This window comes from Streptomyces sp. RPA4-2 (assembly GCF_012273515.2).
GTDB lineage: Bacteria > Actinomycetota > Actinomycetes > Streptomycetales > Streptomycetaceae > Streptomyces > Streptomyces kaempferi.
The window spans coordinates 2293730-2308794 of the sequence record NZ_CP050975.2; the positions used below are offsets into that span (position 1 = coordinate 2293730).

General features: G+C 70.9%; 14 protein-coding genes and 1 pseudogene. 7 read left to right on the plus strand and 8 right to left on the minus strand.

From position 1 onward, the window contains the following. The first annotated feature begins 13 nt into the window (after positions 1–13). Both HEP85_RS09725 and HEP85_RS09730 read left to right on the plus strand, forming a co-directional pair. On the plus strand, positions 14–547 hold the full coding sequence (locus HEP85_RS09725) for a YbhB/YbcL family Raf kinase inhibitor-like protein (protein WP_168527420.1): 534 nt from the start codon (positions 14–16) through the stop codon (positions 545–547). A gap of 158 nt (positions 548–705) precedes the next feature. After that, a complete protein-coding gene (locus tag HEP85_RS09730) occupies positions 706–1212 on the plus strand; it encodes an HNH endonuclease (RefSeq protein ID WP_168527421.1) in 507 nt (168 codons plus the stop codon). 92 nt (positions 1213–1304) lie between these two features. On the opposite strand, the gene HEP85_RS09735 is transcribed toward HEP85_RS09730, so the two are convergent. From HEP85_RS09735 to HEP85_RS09745, 3 genes are all read right to left on the minus strand, one after another. Next, entirely contained in the window at positions 1305–2240 is a 936-nt protein-coding gene (locus tag HEP85_RS09735; RefSeq protein ID WP_168527422.1) for an SPFH domain-containing protein, read from the minus strand. Between the two features lie 133 nt (positions 2241–2373). Further along, the gene (locus HEP85_RS09740) at positions 2374–2808 is read right to left on the minus strand and encodes an NfeD family protein (protein ID WP_329286812.1); all 435 of its coding nucleotides are present in this window, start codon (positions 2806–2808) and stop codon (positions 2374–2376) included. Positions 2809–2941: 133 nt separating this feature from the next. Continuing rightward, positions 2942–3733: an ABC transporter ATP-binding protein gene (locus HEP85_RS09745; RefSeq protein ID WP_168527423.1), complete on the minus strand. Its 792-nt coding sequence runs from the start codon at positions 3731–3733 to the stop codon at positions 2942–2944. Positions 3734–3854: 121 nt separating this feature from the next. On the opposite strand from HEP85_RS09745, the pseudogene HEP85_RS09750 reads away from it, so the two are divergent. Beyond that, a pseudogene (locus tag HEP85_RS09750) lies at positions 3855–4634 on the plus strand (hypothetical protein); the annotation flags it as partial. A 236-nt stretch (positions 4635–4870) separates the two neighbouring features. Here the strand turns inward: HEP85_RS09750 and HEP85_RS09755 are convergent. From HEP85_RS09755 to HEP85_RS09770, 4 genes are all read right to left on the minus strand, one after another. After that, complete coding sequence (locus tag HEP85_RS09755; protein WP_168527424.1) at positions 4871–5110, minus strand: chaplin; 240 nt, start codon at positions 5108–5110, stop codon at positions 4871–4873. A 205-nt stretch (positions 5111–5315) separates the two neighbouring features. After that, complete coding sequence (locus HEP85_RS09760) at positions 5316–5561, minus strand: chaplin (protein ID WP_168527425.1); 246 nt, start codon at positions 5559–5561, stop codon at positions 5316–5318. A gap of 148 nt (positions 5562–5709) precedes the next feature. After that, entirely contained in the window at positions 5710–6351 is a 642-nt protein-coding gene (locus tag HEP85_RS09765; protein WP_168527426.1) for a response regulator transcription factor, read from the minus strand. Next, positions 6344–7489, minus strand: a complete 1146-nt coding sequence (locus HEP85_RS09770) for a GAF domain-containing sensor histidine kinase (protein ID WP_168527427.1) — start codon at positions 7487–7489, stop codon at positions 6344–6346. The genes HEP85_RS09765 and HEP85_RS09770 overlap by 8 nt, the downstream gene beginning before the upstream one ends. 186 nt (positions 7490–7675) lie before the next feature. On the opposite strand from HEP85_RS09770, the gene HEP85_RS09775 reads away from it, so the two are divergent. The 3 genes from HEP85_RS09775 to HEP85_RS09785 all read left to right on the plus strand — a co-directional run bounded on the left by HEP85_RS09775 (position 7676) and on the right by HEP85_RS09785 (position 10489). Next, entirely contained in the window at positions 7676–8371 is a 696-nt protein-coding gene (locus HEP85_RS09775; RefSeq protein WP_369657664.1) for an SDR family NAD(P)-dependent oxidoreductase, read from the plus strand. Then, positions 8368–9447, plus strand: coding sequence for an S-adenosylmethionine:tRNA ribosyltransferase-isomerase (locus HEP85_RS09780; protein ID WP_168527428.1), 1080 nt, complete (start codon positions 8368–8370; stop codon positions 9445–9447). Before HEP85_RS09775 ends, HEP85_RS09780 begins: the two co-directional genes overlap by 4 nt. A gap of 304 nt (positions 9448–9751) precedes the next feature. Beyond that, positions 9752–10489, plus strand: coding sequence for a transglycosylase SLT domain-containing protein (locus tag HEP85_RS09785; RefSeq protein WP_168527429.1), 738 nt, complete (start codon positions 9752–9754; stop codon positions 10487–10489). Between the two features lie 80 nt (positions 10490–10569). On the opposite strand, the gene HEP85_RS09790 is transcribed toward HEP85_RS09785, so the two are convergent. Beyond that, positions 10570–13068 carry an FHA domain-containing protein gene (locus tag HEP85_RS09790; RefSeq protein ID WP_168527430.1) on the minus strand — a complete coding sequence of 833 codons (2499 nt, stop codon included), beginning with the start codon at positions 13066–13068 and terminating at the stop codon, positions 10570–10572. Between the two features lie 242 nt (positions 13069–13310). Here HEP85_RS09790 and HEP85_RS09795 point away from each other — a divergent pair, with 242 nt between their 5' ends. Next, positions 13311–15065: a streptophobe family protein gene (locus HEP85_RS09795; protein WP_369657665.1), complete on the plus strand. Its 1755-nt coding sequence runs from the start codon at positions 13311–13313 to the stop codon at positions 15063–15065.

Sequence of the window (15065 nt, forward strand, 5' to 3'; positions counted from 1 at the left end):
AGGAGGTACTGACGTGACCGAGCTCAAAAGGGCGCCGCTCCCGCACGACTTCCATCCGCCCGTACCGGCTTTCACGGTCACCAGTGAGGACGTGGCGTCGGGCGCGGTGCTGAAGGACGCCCAGGTCTACGCGGCCGGGAACACTTCGCCGCAGCTGAGCTGGGAGGGCTTCCCCGCCGGGACCAAGAGCTTCGCCGTGACGTGCTTCGACCCGGACGCCCCGACGGGCAGCGGGTTCTGGCACTGGGTGGTGTTCGACATCCCGGCCTCCGTCACCGAGCTCACGACGGGAGCGGGCAGCGGCAAGTTCGAGGGCCTGCCGGAAGGTGCGGTCCAGGTGCGCAACGACTACGGGACCAAGGACTTCGGTGGCGCCGCCCCGCCGGCCGGGGACCCCGCGCACCGCTACCTCTTCACGGTGTACGCCGTGGATCAGGAGAAGCTCGGCCCGGACGCGGACGCGTCGCCGGCCTATGTCGGATTCAACCTGCGGTTCCACACGCTGGCCCGCGCCCATCTCATGGGCGAGTACGCGGCTCCCGCGTAAAGCGTCGCAGACGGACGTTCACCGAACGTTTGCCCGCCTCTGGTCTTGGAAGTGATCAGAGGCGGGCATTTTTATTGCGTTGTCCATCTCGGCGTGCCCGGCCAGAGTTGATCCAAGCCCGCCAGGGGGTGGGCCGGTGCGTACGGGAGGTGGGCAGGATGCGGGACACGCTGGTTCTGAACGCGAGCTTTGAGCCGCTGTCGACGGTGACGTTGAACCGAGCCGTCGTTCTGGTGCTCCAGGACAAGGCCGTCGTCGAGCAGGCCCACCCCGAACTGCGTATGCGTGGCGCCGCCCTCGACATACCCGTGCCGCGGGTGATCAGGCTGTGCAGATACGTCAGGGTGCCTTTCCGAAGACAAGCCCCGTGGTCGAGGCGCGGAGTCCTCGTGCGCGACCGCCACCGCTGCGCGTACTGCGGCAGGCGGGCCACGACGGTCGACCACGTGGTACCCCGCGCGCAGGGCGGCCAGGACTCCTGGCTGAACACGGTCGCGTCCTGCGCCGAGGACAACCACCGCAAGGCGGCCCGTACGCCGGAGCAGGCGGGGATGCCGCTGCTCAGGCAGCCGTTCGAGCCGACGCCCGCCGACGCGATGCTACTCACGCTGGACCGCGACGACCTCGACGCGCTGCCGCAATGGCTGGTGCAGCCCGCGGCCTAGGGAGGCCTAGGGGTCCTGTCGCGTGGCGGCAGGACGTACGGCGAGGGGGCCCGTCTCCGGTCGGAGACGGGCCCCCTCGCCGTACGTCGTCATCAGTCGGTGACGGACGGCTTCTCGCGGCGCTCAGAGCCGCCGCTGCCCGAACCACCGCCCATGGGGCCGAAGTTGCCCATGGCACCGCTCAGTCCCTTGAGGGCGTCGCCGATCTCGCTGGGCACGATCCAGAGCTTGTTGGCGTCGCCCTCGGCGATCTTGGGGAGCATCTGGAGGTACTGGTAGGCGAGGAGTTTCTGGTCCGCGTCGCCGGCGTGGATGGACTCGAAGACCGTGCGGATCGCCTGGGCCTCGCCCTCGGCGCGCAGCGCGGCGGCCTTGGCCTCACCTTCGGCGCGCAGGATCGCGGACTGCTTCTCACCCTCGGCGGTGAGGATCTGCGACTGGCGGATGCCCTCGGCGGTGAGGATCGCGGCGCGCTTGTCACGGTCGGCGCGCATCTGCTTCTCCATCGAGTCCTGGATGGAGGTGGGCGGCTCGATCGCCTTCAGTTCCACGCGGTTGACGCGGATGCCCCACTTGCCGGTCGCCTCGTCGAGGACACCGCGCAGGGCCGCGTTGATCTCCTCGCGGGAGGTGAGGGTCCGCTCCAGGTCCATGCCGCCGATGATGTTGCGGAGCGTGGTGACGGTGAGCTGTTCGATCGCCTGGATGTAGCTGGCGACCTCGTAGGTCGCGGCGCGGGCGTCGGTGACCTGGTAATAGATGACCGTGTCGATGTTGACGACCAGGTTGTCCTGGGTGATCACCGGCTGCGGCGGGAAGGGTACGACCTGTTCACGCAGGTCGATGCGGTTGCGGATCGAGTCGATGAACGGGACCACGATGTTCAGGCCGGCGTTGAGGGTCCGCGTGTACCGGCCGAAGCGTTCGACGATGGCGGCGCTGGCCTGTGGGATGACCTGGATGGTCTTGATCAGGGCGATGAAAACCAGCACCACCAGAATGATCAGGACGATGATGATGGGTGCCATCGATTACTCCCCGTACCCTTCTCCGCCTCGGTGTTTCCGAAAGATCTTATGGTTGTTGAAGATCTTGCTGGACGAGTCTGACAGACCGTCGTCTGCCGCGTGGGGCGTTCGGTTCAGTTGGCGTCGCCCGAGGTCACATGACGATCGCCGTGGCTCCTTCGATGTCCACGACGTCCACCTCCTGGCCCACCTCGTAGGCCTGTCCGGTGTCCAGGGCGCGTGCCGACCAGATCTCTCCGGCGAGCTTGATGCGGCCGTCGCCCGAACCGTCCACCCGCTCCAGGACGACGGCCTGTCTGCCCTTCAACGCCTCGACGCCCGAGACGAGTTGGGGCCGTTGGGAACGGTGCCGGGTCGCGATGGGGCGTACGACCGCGATGAGCGCGACGGAGACGGCGGAGAAGACGAGCACCTGGAGGACGACACCGCCGCCGAGGCCGGCCGTGACCGCGGCAGCCGCGGCGCCCGCGGCGAGCATGCCGAACTCCGGCATCGCGGTCACCACGAGCGGGATGCCCAGCGCGGCCGCGCCGACCAGCCACCACACCCATGCGTTGATGTCGTTCACGTGGTCATGGTAGGTCCGCGGGTCCGTTCGGCGACAGGGCGCGGATCGGGTGGAGAGGGGGCTCGTACCGGGTCCCGCGGTGCGGTTGTCCCCCACGGGGCGGTTCGTGACGGCTGGTTCGTGCTCGTACGGGTCAGGCCATCGGGAGTCCCTGCGCGGTCCAGCGCTCGCCGACCTGTTCGACGACGAGGGGGAGACCGAAGCAGCGGGAGAGGTTGCGGGAGGTGAGCTCGAGCTCCAGGGGGCCCGCGGCGAGCACCTTGCCCTGGCGGATCATCAGGACGTGGGTGAAGCCCGGGGCGATCTCCTCGACATGGTGCGTGACCATGATCATGGACGGGGCGATCGGGTCGCGGGCGAGGCGGCCGAGACGGCGTACGAGGTCCTCGCGGCCGCCGAGGTCGAGGCCGGCGGCGGGCTCGTCGAGCAGGAGCAGCTCGGGGTCGGTCATCAGGGCGCGGGCGATCAGGGTGCGCTTGCGCTCGCCCTCGGAGAGGGTGCCGAACCTGCGGTCGAGGTAGTCGCTCATGCCGAGGCGGTCGAGGAAGGCGCGGGCGCGCTGCTCGTCGATGTCCTCGTAGTCCTCGTGCCAGCCCGCGGTCATGCCGTAGGCGGCGGTGAGCACGGTCTGCAGGACGGTCTGGCGCTTGGGGAGCTTCTCGGCCATGGCGATGCCGGCCACGCCGATGCGCGGGCGCAGCTCGAAGACGTCGACCTTGCCGAGGGTCTCGCCGAGGATGGTGGCGGTGCCCTGGCTGGGGAAGAGGTAGCTGGAGGCGAGGTTCAGGAGGGTCGTCTTGCCGGCGCCGTTCGGGCCGAGGATGACCCAGCGCTCCCCCTCCTTGACCGACCAGGAGACCTGGTCCACCAGAGCCCGGCCCTCTCGGACCACGGACACGTCCTCCAGCTCCAGTACATCGCTCATGAGCGCGTTGTCTCCCATTGCAGTCTCGGCCGTCGCTTACGTCTGTGGACGCAGCCCCCAGGGAAAACCTACGCCACCGGTCGGGCGCTCCTGTCCATCGGCCGGTCCTTAGGGTGGAGGCATGCTCTCGGAACCACGCTCAGGACGCTTGGCCTCATGGGGAAATGCCCTTTTGGCCGGTTTTGTATCTCCGGATGACGCGGTACTCGCCATCGTCGGCGAGGACGCGGTGCACCGGGTCGAGGGGCTGCCGGGCGAGGCGGGGCCCGTCGGGCTCACGCTCGCCCTCGGCCGACTGCGGGCGCTCGGGGTCGCCGGGCTGCGGGTCGCGCTGCCCGCGCCGGGACACCCGCTCGGGCTGAGCGGGCCGCCGGACTTCAACGCGCGCGCCCTCGACGCCGAGGAGGCGGTCGTCTGCCACGGCGCCGCGCTGGGGCTCGTGCCGGAGGTGTACGAGGCCGGGCCTGCCGGTGACGTCCACGTCGAGGTCGTCTGGCACTGCCTCCCGGTGCGGGAGGCGCCGCCCGCCGACGTGCCGTCCCTCGGCGAGGCCGAGCGGGAGCTGGCGGAGGCGCTGCGCGAGGCGACGGAGGTGTTGTCGCGGCTGGACGTGGCCGGGTCGGGGCCGGTCGCGGAGGCGGCGGTGGACGCGTACCGGGCACGGGCCGAGCGGGGGCGCGAGGTGCTGGCGCCCGGGTATCCGCCGCGTGCGGTGCGGGTGTTGGAGCTCGCCCAGCGGGTGGGTCTGCTGGTCTCCGTCGCGTACGAGAACGGGCACGGCGGGGCGGTGAGCGCCTCGGAGATGGCGGCTCGGACCGAGGCGCTGCGGCCGGTGGAGCGGACGGCCCGGCGGGCGCAGGTGGCGGCGTACAACGCGTTCGTGGAGGAGCGCGAGCGGGGGTGCGCTGAGCGGGGCGCGTGCTCAGCGCGGGGAGCGGGCCCGTGCGGGGAGCGGGCGCGGGGAGTGGGCCCGTGCGGATTTGCTCGGCGCGGCACGGCTTCGCCTGATGGGCCCGTCCTCAAACGTCGGACGGGCTGGATAGGCGTGCCTGCGCTGGGAGCGGACTGTTCGGTGCGAACCGTCCGGACGGCACAGGGCCCCGCGGATGTCCGCGGGGCCCTGTGCGGCGGGGTGCGTCAGCCGTTCGCGCCCCTGTCGCCGAACGCCGGGTTCAGGAGGCCGACCACGTTCACGCTGTCGCCCACGACGTTGACGGGGATGTGGATCGGCGCCTGGATGACGTTGCCCGAGACGACACCCGGCGACTGGGCGGCCCCGCCCTGGGCGCCCGCGTCGGCCACGGCCGCGCCGGCCGAGGCTCCCGCGGCGATACCGGCGACGGTGAGGGCCATGGCGGCCTTCTTGGCGATGTTCATCAGAAACGTTCCTCCTGCGATTGCGGTTCCGACCCGGCCGCGGGTCGTACGTTGAGCAACGCGGAAAGCCGCCTCACGGTACGGAAACACCGGCAGAAGTGACCATTCGGGCCATTCGAACGATGTACCGATGGGCCGACAACACCCGACCGGCCCCTCAGAAGCGCCTGAGGGGCCGGTGGTCATGACGAGTGCGGCACGGACCTCAGTGGTTGAGGCCGAGGTTGCCGAAGGCCGGGTTCAGAACCCCGATCACGTTCACGCTGTTGCCGACCGCGTTCACGGGGATGTGGATCGGCGCCTGGATGACATTGCCCGAGACGACACCCGGGGAGCCCGCGGCCTGGCCGCCCGCCCACGAGCCGTCCGTCGCGGAAGCCATACCGGCACCGGCGGCGACCAGGCCGCCCGCCACCATCGCGACAGCCGTGGCCTTCTTCAGGTTCTTCACTTCTGAGCCCTCCCTAGCGATCACCGCGGCAGATCACCGCGGCACGCACTGGAGAACGGCCCGGGTCCGCGGAGGATGCGCCATCCGGGTGACATACACCCGACGGTATGAATCTCAGCCCGGAGCGGAACCCTCCGCATTGCCGCGGTCAGCCCGCCGCTCCATGCCGTACGGCCCACAGCGCGGCCTGCGTCCGGTCGGCGAGGTCGAGCTTCATCAGGATGTTCGAGACATGCGTCTTGACGGTCTTCTCGGAGAGGACGAGCGCGCGTGCGATCTCCCGGTTGGACCGGCCGTCGGCGATCAGGCCGAGCACCTCGCGTTCCCGCTCGGTGAGCGAACCGCCCCTTCCCTGGCCCGAGTTGGCCTCCTCCTGGGACAGCAGAACGCCCGCCACCTCGGGTTGCAGCAGGATGTGCCCGGCGTGCACGGAGCGGATGGCCCCGGCGAGGGCGTCGGGATCCACGTCCTTGTAGACGTAGCCCGCCGCACCCGCGCGCAGGGCCGGGATCACCGTGCGCTGCTCGGTGAAGCTGGTGACGATCAGCACACGCGCGGGGTTGGCGAGTTCACGGAGTCTGCGCAGCGCGTCGATGCCGTCCATGCCCGGCATCTTGACGTCCATGAGGACGACGTCGGGCTTCAACTCCTCGGCGCGGGCGACCCCTTCGGCGCCGTCGGACGCCTCTCCCACGACCTCGATGTCGTCCTGCACCTCGAGGAAGGTGCGCAGGCCCCGGCGGACCACCTGGTGGTCGTCGACGAGCAGCACCTTGATTGCTTCAGCCACCAGGGACCTCCATCTCGATCGTGGTGCCCTTTCCGGGCGCCGATTCCACGGTCAGCGTGCCGCCGACCCCGCTCGACCGGTCGCGCATGGAGACCAGGCCGAGGTGGCGTCCCGCGGTGCGTATCGCCGTCGGGTCGAAGCCGTCGCCGTCGTCGGTGACGCGGAGCACGGCGCCCGGTCCGCGCTTCTCCAGGAGGACATCGACGCGGGCCGCCCCGGAGTGGCGCAGCGCGTTGTGGAGGGCCTCCTGGGCGACGCGCAGCATGGCCTCCTCCTGAGCGGCGGGCAGGGCGCGCACGCCCCGGCCGGTGAAGGTCACGTGTGCGGAGTGGGCGCGGTCGAGCACCTGGATCTGGGTGCGCAGTGTGGCCACGAGGCCGTCCTCGTCGAGGGCGGCGGGGCGCAACTCGATGACGGCGGCGCGCAGTTCCTCGGTGGCCTCGGCGGCGAGCGCGGCCACCTGGTGCAGTTCGCCCTTGGCGCGTGCGGGGTCGCGGTCGACGAGGGCGGCGGCGGCCTGCGCCGTCAGGCGCAGGGAGAACAGCTTCTGGCTGACGGCGTCGTGCAGTTCGTGTGCGAGACGGGAGCGCTCCTCGGCGATGGTGAGTTCGCGGCTGCGCTCGTACAGGCGGGCGTTGGTCAGGGCGATCGCCGCGTGCTGGGCGAGGATCGTGAGGAGTTCCTCGTCGTCCTCGGTGAAGCCGCAGCCGCCGTCGGGCCTGGTGCCGTTCTTGTTGGCGAGGAACAGGGCCGCGATGGTCTCGTCGCCGTCGCGGACGGGCAGGCCGAGGAAGTCGGACATGTCGGGGTGGGCGGCGGGCCAGCCCTCGAAGCGGGGGTCCCTGCGCACATCGGCGAGTCGCTCGGGGCGGGCCTCGTGCAGCATCGCGGCGAGGATGCCGTGCTGGCGCGGAAGCGGGCCGATGGCCTTCCATTGGGCGTCGCTGACGCCGTCGACCACGAACTGGGCGAAGCCGCCGTGGTCGTCGGGGACGCCGAGCGCCGCGTACTGGGCGTCGAGAAGCTCGCGGGCCGAGGCGACGATCGTCTTGAGGACGTCGCGCACCTCCAGGTGCCGGCTCATGGCCAGCAGCGCGGAGCTCACCGCGTACAGACCGGACCGGGGACCTTGGCTCATGACCCCAACGTACCCGTGGGGTGTGACCGTGCGTATCCGACCTGTGGTGGCCGCGTCTGGGCCGCTGGGCCTAGGACGAAGGGCCCCCGGTCGCCGGGACTCGCGTACGAGGCGGCGGGAGCGGTCCGGTTCCTACGTTGAGGACGCCCGCCGTCGGCGGCGGGCCGGGACGAGGGGACGGACGTCATGCCGGTAGCGGTCATCACGGGGGCTTCGAAGGGGCTGGGGCGGGCGCTCGGCGCGGCCCTGGCGCGGCGCGGCTGGGATCTGGTGCTCGATGCCAGGACCGCCGGGGTTCTGGAGGAGGCGGCGGAGGCGCTGTCCGGGTACGGGACCCGGGTGGCGGCGCTGCCCGGGGACGTCACGGACGCCGGGCACCGGGCGGCGCTGGTGGCGGCGGCCCGTGGGTTCGGGGGCGTCGATCTGCTGGTGAACAACGCGAGCGCGCTCGGCGCCGAGCCGCTGGTCCGGCTGGAGGATCTGACACCGGGCGGGCTGCGGCGGGCTCTGGAGGTCAATGTGGTCGCGGCGCTCGGCCTGGTCCAGGAGGCGCTGCCGCTGCTGCGGGCCGCGGGGGCGGGCGCGGTCGTCGCGGTCAGCTCGGACGCGGCGGCCGAGGCGTACCCGACGTGGGGCGGTTACGGGGCGTCGAAGGCCGCCCTCGACCACCTCTCGGCCGTGCTCGCCGAGGAGGAGCCCGGCCTGCGGGTCTGGTCCGTGGACCCCGGGGACATGGCCACGGACCTGTACGCGGCGGCCGTACCGGGCGACGGGGGGCCGCGGCCGGCGCCGGACAGCGTGGTGCCGGCCTTCCTGAGGCTGCTCGACGAGCGGCCGGCCAGTGGCCGCTACGCGGCGCCCGCACTCCTGGAGGAGCGGTGACGACCGTGGTGCGGGTTCCGGAGGAGTTGTCGGCGCGGGTGCCGGCCGAGCAGCGCGGACCCGGGCGGGACCGGGATTCCGTGCGCCTGCTGGTCTCCCGGGGTGGGGAGGTGTCGCATCACACGTTCGCGGAGCTGCCGCGGCAGCTGCGGGCCGGGGACCTGCTCGTCGTGAACACCTCCCCCACGTTGGCCGCCGCCGTCGACGGACGGATCGGGCACGCGCGCGTGGTGGTCCATTTCTCCACCCGGGGCGATGACGGGCGGTGGGCCGTCGAGCTGCGGGATCCCGATGGGAGGGGCACCACGGGTCCGCGCCGGGGCGGGCCCGCGGGGACGGAGGTGTGCCTCGCGGGCGATGTGCGGCTCGTAATGGAGGAGCCGCTGACGGCGGGCGGCGCCCGGCTGTGGTGGGCGCGGGTGCCTGGTACGGACGTGCCCGGGCTGCTGCGGCGGCACGGGCGTGCCATTCGGTACTCCTATACGGAGCGGGACCAGCCGCTCTCCGTCTATCAGACGGTGTTCGCGCTGCCGTCCGCCGACGGCGCGGGCAGCGCGGAGATGCCGAGCGCGGCCCGGCCCTTCACCGCGCGTCTGGTGACGGAGCTGGTGAGCCGGGGAACGCAGGTCGCTCCGATCAGGCTGCACACGGGCGTCTCCTCGGCCGAGGCCCATGAGCCGCCCTCCATGGAGTGGTACGAGGTGCCGGAGGCGTCGGCGCGGCTGATCAACGCGGCGAGGGCGGGAGACGGGCGGATCGTGGCGGTCGGTACGACGGCCGTGCGCGCGGTCGAGTCGGCGGCGGGCCCCGACGGGGTGGTCCGCGCCGGCCGGGGGTGGACGGATCTCGTGGTGACGCCGCGGCGGGGTGTGCGGGTGGTCGACGGGCTGCTGACCGGGCTGCACGAGCCGGAGGCCTCCCATCTGCTGATGCTGGAGGCCGTCGCGGGAAGGGCCGCGGTCGAGCGCGCCTACGCCGCGGCGGTGAGGGGGCTCTACCTGTGGCACGAGTTCGGGGATGCCCACCTCATCCTCCCGGCGGAGAACGCTCACCCTGGGCGTTGCTTCAGCAACTAGCGGTGAGAACGATCTAAGCGCCGTGTGAGCCCGCACATAGGGCGCACATCACGTACGAACGGACATAGGAGATAAACGGGGCCTTGATGAGCGGGGCAGACGTGCCACTATGTCCCGTTTTGCCCCTCCTGGACCTACTACTCGGCGTCGTACGTCACACCTTTGCCACACGATTTTGCGGCCGCTAACAATGGCTCCAGTCGCTCAACGCCGCAGGTTCTTACCCGCAGCGTTTGATCCGGAAACGAAGTGTCCCCACCGGACCGGGAGCGGCATCCGCGCTATTCGAAGAGGTCCATCAGTTATGCCCAAGAACATCATCACTCCTGGTCATAGTCCGAAGCTGACCAAGGTCCACAAGCTTTCGATCGCCGGTATCGCCACCCTCGGTGCAGCGGCCCTGGCGTTCACCGCGGCGCCCAGCGGCGCACAGACCAGCACCACGAACGACGCCGCCGTCTCGCAGGCTCCGGTCGCCTTCGGTCAGCAGCCCATCAAGGACGTCAAGGCCAGCATCACCGACCAGATGGCCGGCGCCAGCCTGAAGGCCCAGAGCATCGCGGCGAAGAAGGCGGCCGACGCGGCCGTCACCAAGAAGAACGCCGAGCTCGCCAAGAAGACCGCCGCCGCGAAGGCCGCCCAGGACGCGCGCACGAAGGAGCAGGCCGCGAGCCGCTCCGTGCAGCGCATCCACGTCGAGACCGTCGCAGCGAAGACGTACACGAACAACCTCGACGGCTGGATCCACCAGTCGCTCGACATCATGAAGAAGCACAAGATCCCCGGCTCGTACCACGGGCTGTACAAGAACATCATGCGGGAGTCGTCCGGCAACCCCCAGGCCATCAACGGCTGGGACATCAACGCCATCAACGGAATACCGTCGAAGGGCCTGCTCCAGGTCATCCCGCCGACCTTCAAGGCCTACCACGTGCCCGGTACCTCGTGGAACATCTACGACCCGGTCGCCAACATCACCGCCGCCTGCAACTACGCGGCCGACAAGTACGGCTCGATGGACAACGTGAACAGCGCGTACTGAGGCAGGGCGCGGACCTCTCCGCCGTACGCCGAAGGGCGGCACCCCGACCGGGGTGCCGCCCTTCGCGCACATCCGCGCGACTACTTGCGCATGACCTCGGGCTCGTGGCGGCGCAGGAAGCGGGCCACGAAGAACCCGCAGAGCACACCGAGGACGATCAGGGCGACCATGTCCATGGCCCAGACGCCGGCCGTGTGGTTCCACAGCGGGTCCGTGCTCGTCGGATCGTCCTGGTTCGGGAAGATGTTGTTGAAGTCCAGCGTGGCACCGGACGCGGCGACGGCCCAGCGGGCCGGCATCAGGTACGAGAACTGGTTGACGCCGATCGTGCCGTTCAGGATGAAGAGGCACCCGGTGAACACGACCTGGACGATCGCGAACATGACCAGCAGCGGCATCGTCTTCTCGGCGGTCTTCACCAGCGAGGAGATGACCAGCCCGAACATCATCGACGCGAAGCCCAGCGCCATGATCGGCAGGGTGAGCTCGACCTTGGGCAGGCTGGTGAGGATCAGACCCTTGTCCGGGACCGTGCGGCTGCCGAAGCCGATGGCACCGACCAGGGCACCCTGCAACAGCGTCACCACGCCGAGGACGATCACCTTGGACATCAGGTACGCGGAACGCGACAGACCCGTCGCGCGCTCCCGCTCGTAGATCACCCGTTCCTTGATCAGCTCACGGACGGAGTTGGCCGCGCCCGCGAAGCACGCGCCGACCGCGAGGATCAGGAGCACCGTCGTCGCCGTGCCGTTCGCGACGTGCACGCCGGACTTGGTGACGATCGGGTTGACCAGCAGGGTCTTGTCCGAGTCGATGAGCAGGCTCACCGAGCCCAGCACCGCCGGCAGGATCACCGTCAGCGCCAGGAAGCCCTTGTCGGACGCGATCACCGAGACGTACCGGCGGACCAGGGTCGTCAGCTGGGAGCCCCAGCTCTGCGGCTTCGGCGGCTTCATCGCCTGCTGCGGCGACACGTTCACCGACTGCGGGGCGACCGCGTCGATGTCCGCGGCGTACATCTGGTAGTGCTGCGAGCCCTTCCAGCGGCCCGCCCAGTCGTAGTCGCGGTAGTTCTCGAAGGCGGAGAAGACGTCGGCCCAGGTCTCGTAGCCGAAGAAGTTCAGCGCCTCCTCGGGCGGCCCGAAGTACGCCACCGAGCCGCCGGGGGCCATCACGAGCAGCTTGTCGCAGATGGCCAGTTCCGCCACGGAGTGCGTGACCACCAGGACCGTACGGCCGTCGTCGGCGAGGCCGCGCAGCAACTGCATGACGTCGCGGTCCATGCCCGGGTCGAGGCCGGAGGTCGGCTCGTCCAGGAAGATCAGCGACGGCTTGGTCAGCAGTTCCAGGGCCACGGAGACGCGCTTGCGCTGGCCACCGGAGAGGGAGGTGACCTTCTTCTCCTTGTGGATGTCCAGCTTCAGCTCGCGCAGCACCTCGTTTATCCGCGCCTCGCGCTCCTCGCCCGTGGTGTCGGCGGGGAAGCGCAGCTTGGCCGCGTACTTGAGGGCCTTCTTGACGGTCAGCTCCTTGTGCAGGATGTCGTCCTGCGGGACCAGACCGATGCGCTGGCGCAGCTCGGCGAACTGCTTGTACAGGTTGCGGTTGTCGTAGAGGACGTCACCCTGGTTGGCCGGGCGGTAGCCCGTGAGCGCCTTCAGGAGTGTCGACTTGCCGGAGCCGGACGGGCCGATGACCGCGATCAGCGACTTCTCGGGCACGCCGAAGGAGACGTCCTTGAGGATCTGCTTGCCGCCGTCGACCGTCACGGTCAGGTGACGGGCGGAGAAGGACACCTCGCCGGTGTCGACGAACTCCTCGAGACGGTCGCCGACGAGACGGAACGTCGAGTGGCCGACGCCCACGATGTCGTTCGGGCCGAGCAGTGCCGAGCCGCCCTTGGCGATCGGCATGCCGTTGACATACGTGCCGTTGTGCGAGCCCAGGTCGCGGATCTCGAAGCGGCCGTCGGGCGTCGCGTGGAACTCGGCGTGGTGGCGCGAGACCTGGAGGTCGGAGACGACCAGTTCGTTCTCCAGCGCACGGCCGATGCGCATCACCCGGCCGAGGTCCAGCTGGTGGAAGGTGGTCGGGCTGCGGTCTCCGTAGACCGGTGGCGCCCCCGCGGCGCCACCGGGTCCCTGCTGCCTCGGCACCTGCCCCGCGGGCTGCGGCGGCTGGTGACCCTGCTCGGGCGCCTGCTGCTGCGGTGCCTGCTGGGCCCAGCCGGGGCCCGCGCCCTGCGCGGCGTACGGCTGTTGCTGGGGCTGTACGGCCGGGGCCGCGGCGCCCGACAGCTTCAGCCGCGGACCGTCGGTCGCGTTGCCGAGGTGCACGGCCGAACCGGGCCCGATCTCCAGCTGATGGATCCGCTGCCCCTGCACGAACGTGCCGTTGGTGCTGCCGTGATCCTCGATGACCCAACTGCGGCCGCTCCAGCTGATCGTGGCGTGACGCCAGGACACCCTGGCGTCGTCGAGCACGACGTCCCCCTGCGGATCACGTCCGAGGGTGTATGGCCTGGCCGCATCGAGCGTCCAGGTCCGTCCGTTCAATTCCAGTACGAGTTCTGGCACTCCATGCCCCACTGAGTTGTCCCCCGAGTTACCCCCATCAAAGGGAGTCTAGGGATGTCGAACATCGGGGGGAACTATTTCAGGAGCAGGCCCCTGACCGAAAGCCGGGCCCCGCGAAGACCGGGTACGGGTGGGTTGCCCGTTTCCGTTGACGGGGTTGATACCGGACCGGAGAGTGGTAATCCCACGCGAGGGGGACATCCATGGTGGTGGTACCGCGGCGTGGATCGGGGGGTCTGACGATGAGCATCGACACCGTGGGGCGCGGCAGGCGCGTGCCGTGGGGGGATGTGCTGCTGTCCGCGATCGCCTCGGTGAGCTGGGCGTTGATCGCGATGGCGGGCACGGCCGCGCTCGGCCTCCATCTGGTGGGCGCGGACGAGGCCGGCTCGCTCGGGCCGATGACCGCGGCCGTGGTGGCACTGGGCGCGAACGGCGCGGTCGAACCGTCCGGCAACGTGTCGGCCTTCGGGCTGAAGGGCGCCGAGGCGCACACGGCCATCCAGATCACGCCACTGGGTGTGGGACTGGTCGGCGCGCTGCTGCTCTCCTACTTCTTCCTGCGCTCCTTGCGGGGAGCGGGAGTTGTGATCGCGCCGTCCGAACTCCTGGCGCGCGCGGGCGCGGTGGTCGTCCTGTTCGTGGCGACCCTGGGCGGACTCGCCTGGGCCGGTCACGACGTCATCACCATCGACGGGAACAAGCTCGGACTCGACAGGGTGACGGGCGGCGGGCTCGGGAAGATCACCGACAAGCTGCCGGGCGGGCTCGGCGACCTCGGTGGACTGCTGCCGGGCAGGATCGACGACCTCGTGGACGCGAAGGCGGCGGTGGGATTCACCGTGGACACGGTGCCCACACTGCTCGGCGGTGCCGCCTGGGCCGCCGGAGTCCTGGTGATCTCCCTGCTGGCCTCCCGGCGCACCCCCCTGCCGCGCGGCTGGGAGGGTGTGCACCGGATGGTGCGGCCGGCCGCGTCCGCGCTGGTCACGGTGGCACTGGTGGCGGTCGTCGCGGGGCTCGCGGCGGCGGCGTACGCGGCGATCGGCGACCCCCACCCCAAGCTGATCGCGGGCGCGGCGCTGCTCGGCGCGCCCAACGGGGTGTGGCTCGGTGTGCCGATCGGTCTCCTCGTCCCCTGGGACGGCAGGGCCACCGGCGAACTCGCCACACTGCTCCCCGACCCCCTGGACAGGCTGCTGAGTGCCGACTCCGGCCGGCCCGTGACCCTGGGCCGTCTCGCGGAACTCGACGGTCGTGTCTGGCTGTTGGGGGTCGCGGCAGCGCTCATGATGCTCTTCGCGGGCGTCCTCGCTGCCACGCGTACGCCTTTTGTACGGCGGCGGGCTGCCGCTTCCGGGGGGATCCCGGGTGCCCCCGATGTACGAGGCGTGGGCGCCCTCGGGTTCGCCGGTCGCTGCGCTCTTCGGCTGGGCATCGCGACGGCGCTGGCACTGCCGCTGCTGGCGTGGCTGACGGACGTGTCCGTGGACGCCTCGCTGTCGGTGTTCGGCATCGACGCGTTCGGCGCCGGGATCCGGCTGCACGGCCATCTGGGCATCGCACTGCTGTTCGGCGCCGTGTGGGGCGCGGGCGCGGGGGCGGCCGGCGCGCTGCTGGCGTACGCGGGCGGCGCCGCGGGACGGCGGGCGGCGCCCCTGGCACTGGGTGACGCCGACGCCCCCGGCCCGCCGCCCCACGCCGGTCCCCCGCCGCGGTCGGGGCCGTACGCGCCGAGCGCGCCGTACCGGCCCGCGAACCCCGACACCAATCCGTATCTGCGGCTGCCCGACGAGCTGCGGGAGCCGCGCGGCGGGCAGCCGCCCGAGCGGAAACGGGCGCCCGACGACGTGTACGGCGCGCCGACGGTCGTCCGGCCGCTGCCACAGCCGCCGGGACCGCGCAGGCGGCCACCCGGGCAGAGCGTGCCCCCTCCCCCGCAGCCCCCGCCCGACCAGGGCCAGCCTCCGCCGCCCGGCCCCCGGCGGCGTGACTGA

Bases quoted from the DNA above. Each gene is read 5' to 3' on its own strand.
- HEP85_RS09730 (WP_168527421.1), top strand. From the start codon at position 706: ATGCGGGACACGCTGGTTCTGAACGCGAGCTTTGAGCCGCTGTCGACG.
- HEP85_RS09735 (WP_168527422.1), bottom strand. From the start codon at position 2,240: ATGGCACCCATCATCATCGTCCTGATCATTCTGGTGGTGCTGGTTTTC.
- HEP85_RS09745 (WP_168527423.1), bottom strand. From the start codon at position 3,733: ATGAGCGATGTACTGGAGCTGGAGGACGTGTCCGTGGTCCGAGAGGGC.
- HEP85_RS09755 (WP_168527424.1), bottom strand. From the start codon at position 5,110: ATGAACATCGCCAAGAAGGCCGCCATGGCCCTCACCGTCGCCGGTATC.
- HEP85_RS09770 (WP_168527427.1), bottom strand. From the start codon at position 7,489: ATGAGCCAAGGTCCCCGGTCCGGTCTGTACGCGGTGAGCTCCGCGCTG.
- HEP85_RS09775 (WP_369657664.1), top strand. From the start codon at position 7,676: ATGCCGGTAGCGGTCATCACGGGGGCTTCGAAGGGGCTGGGGCGGGCG.
- HEP85_RS09785 (WP_168527429.1), top strand. From the start codon at position 9,752: ATGCCCAAGAACATCATCACTCCTGGTCATAGTCCGAAGCTGACCAAG.
- HEP85_RS09795 (WP_369657665.1), top strand. From the start codon at position 13,311: ATGAGCATCGACACCGTGGGGCGCGGCAGGCGCGTGCCGTGGGGGGAT.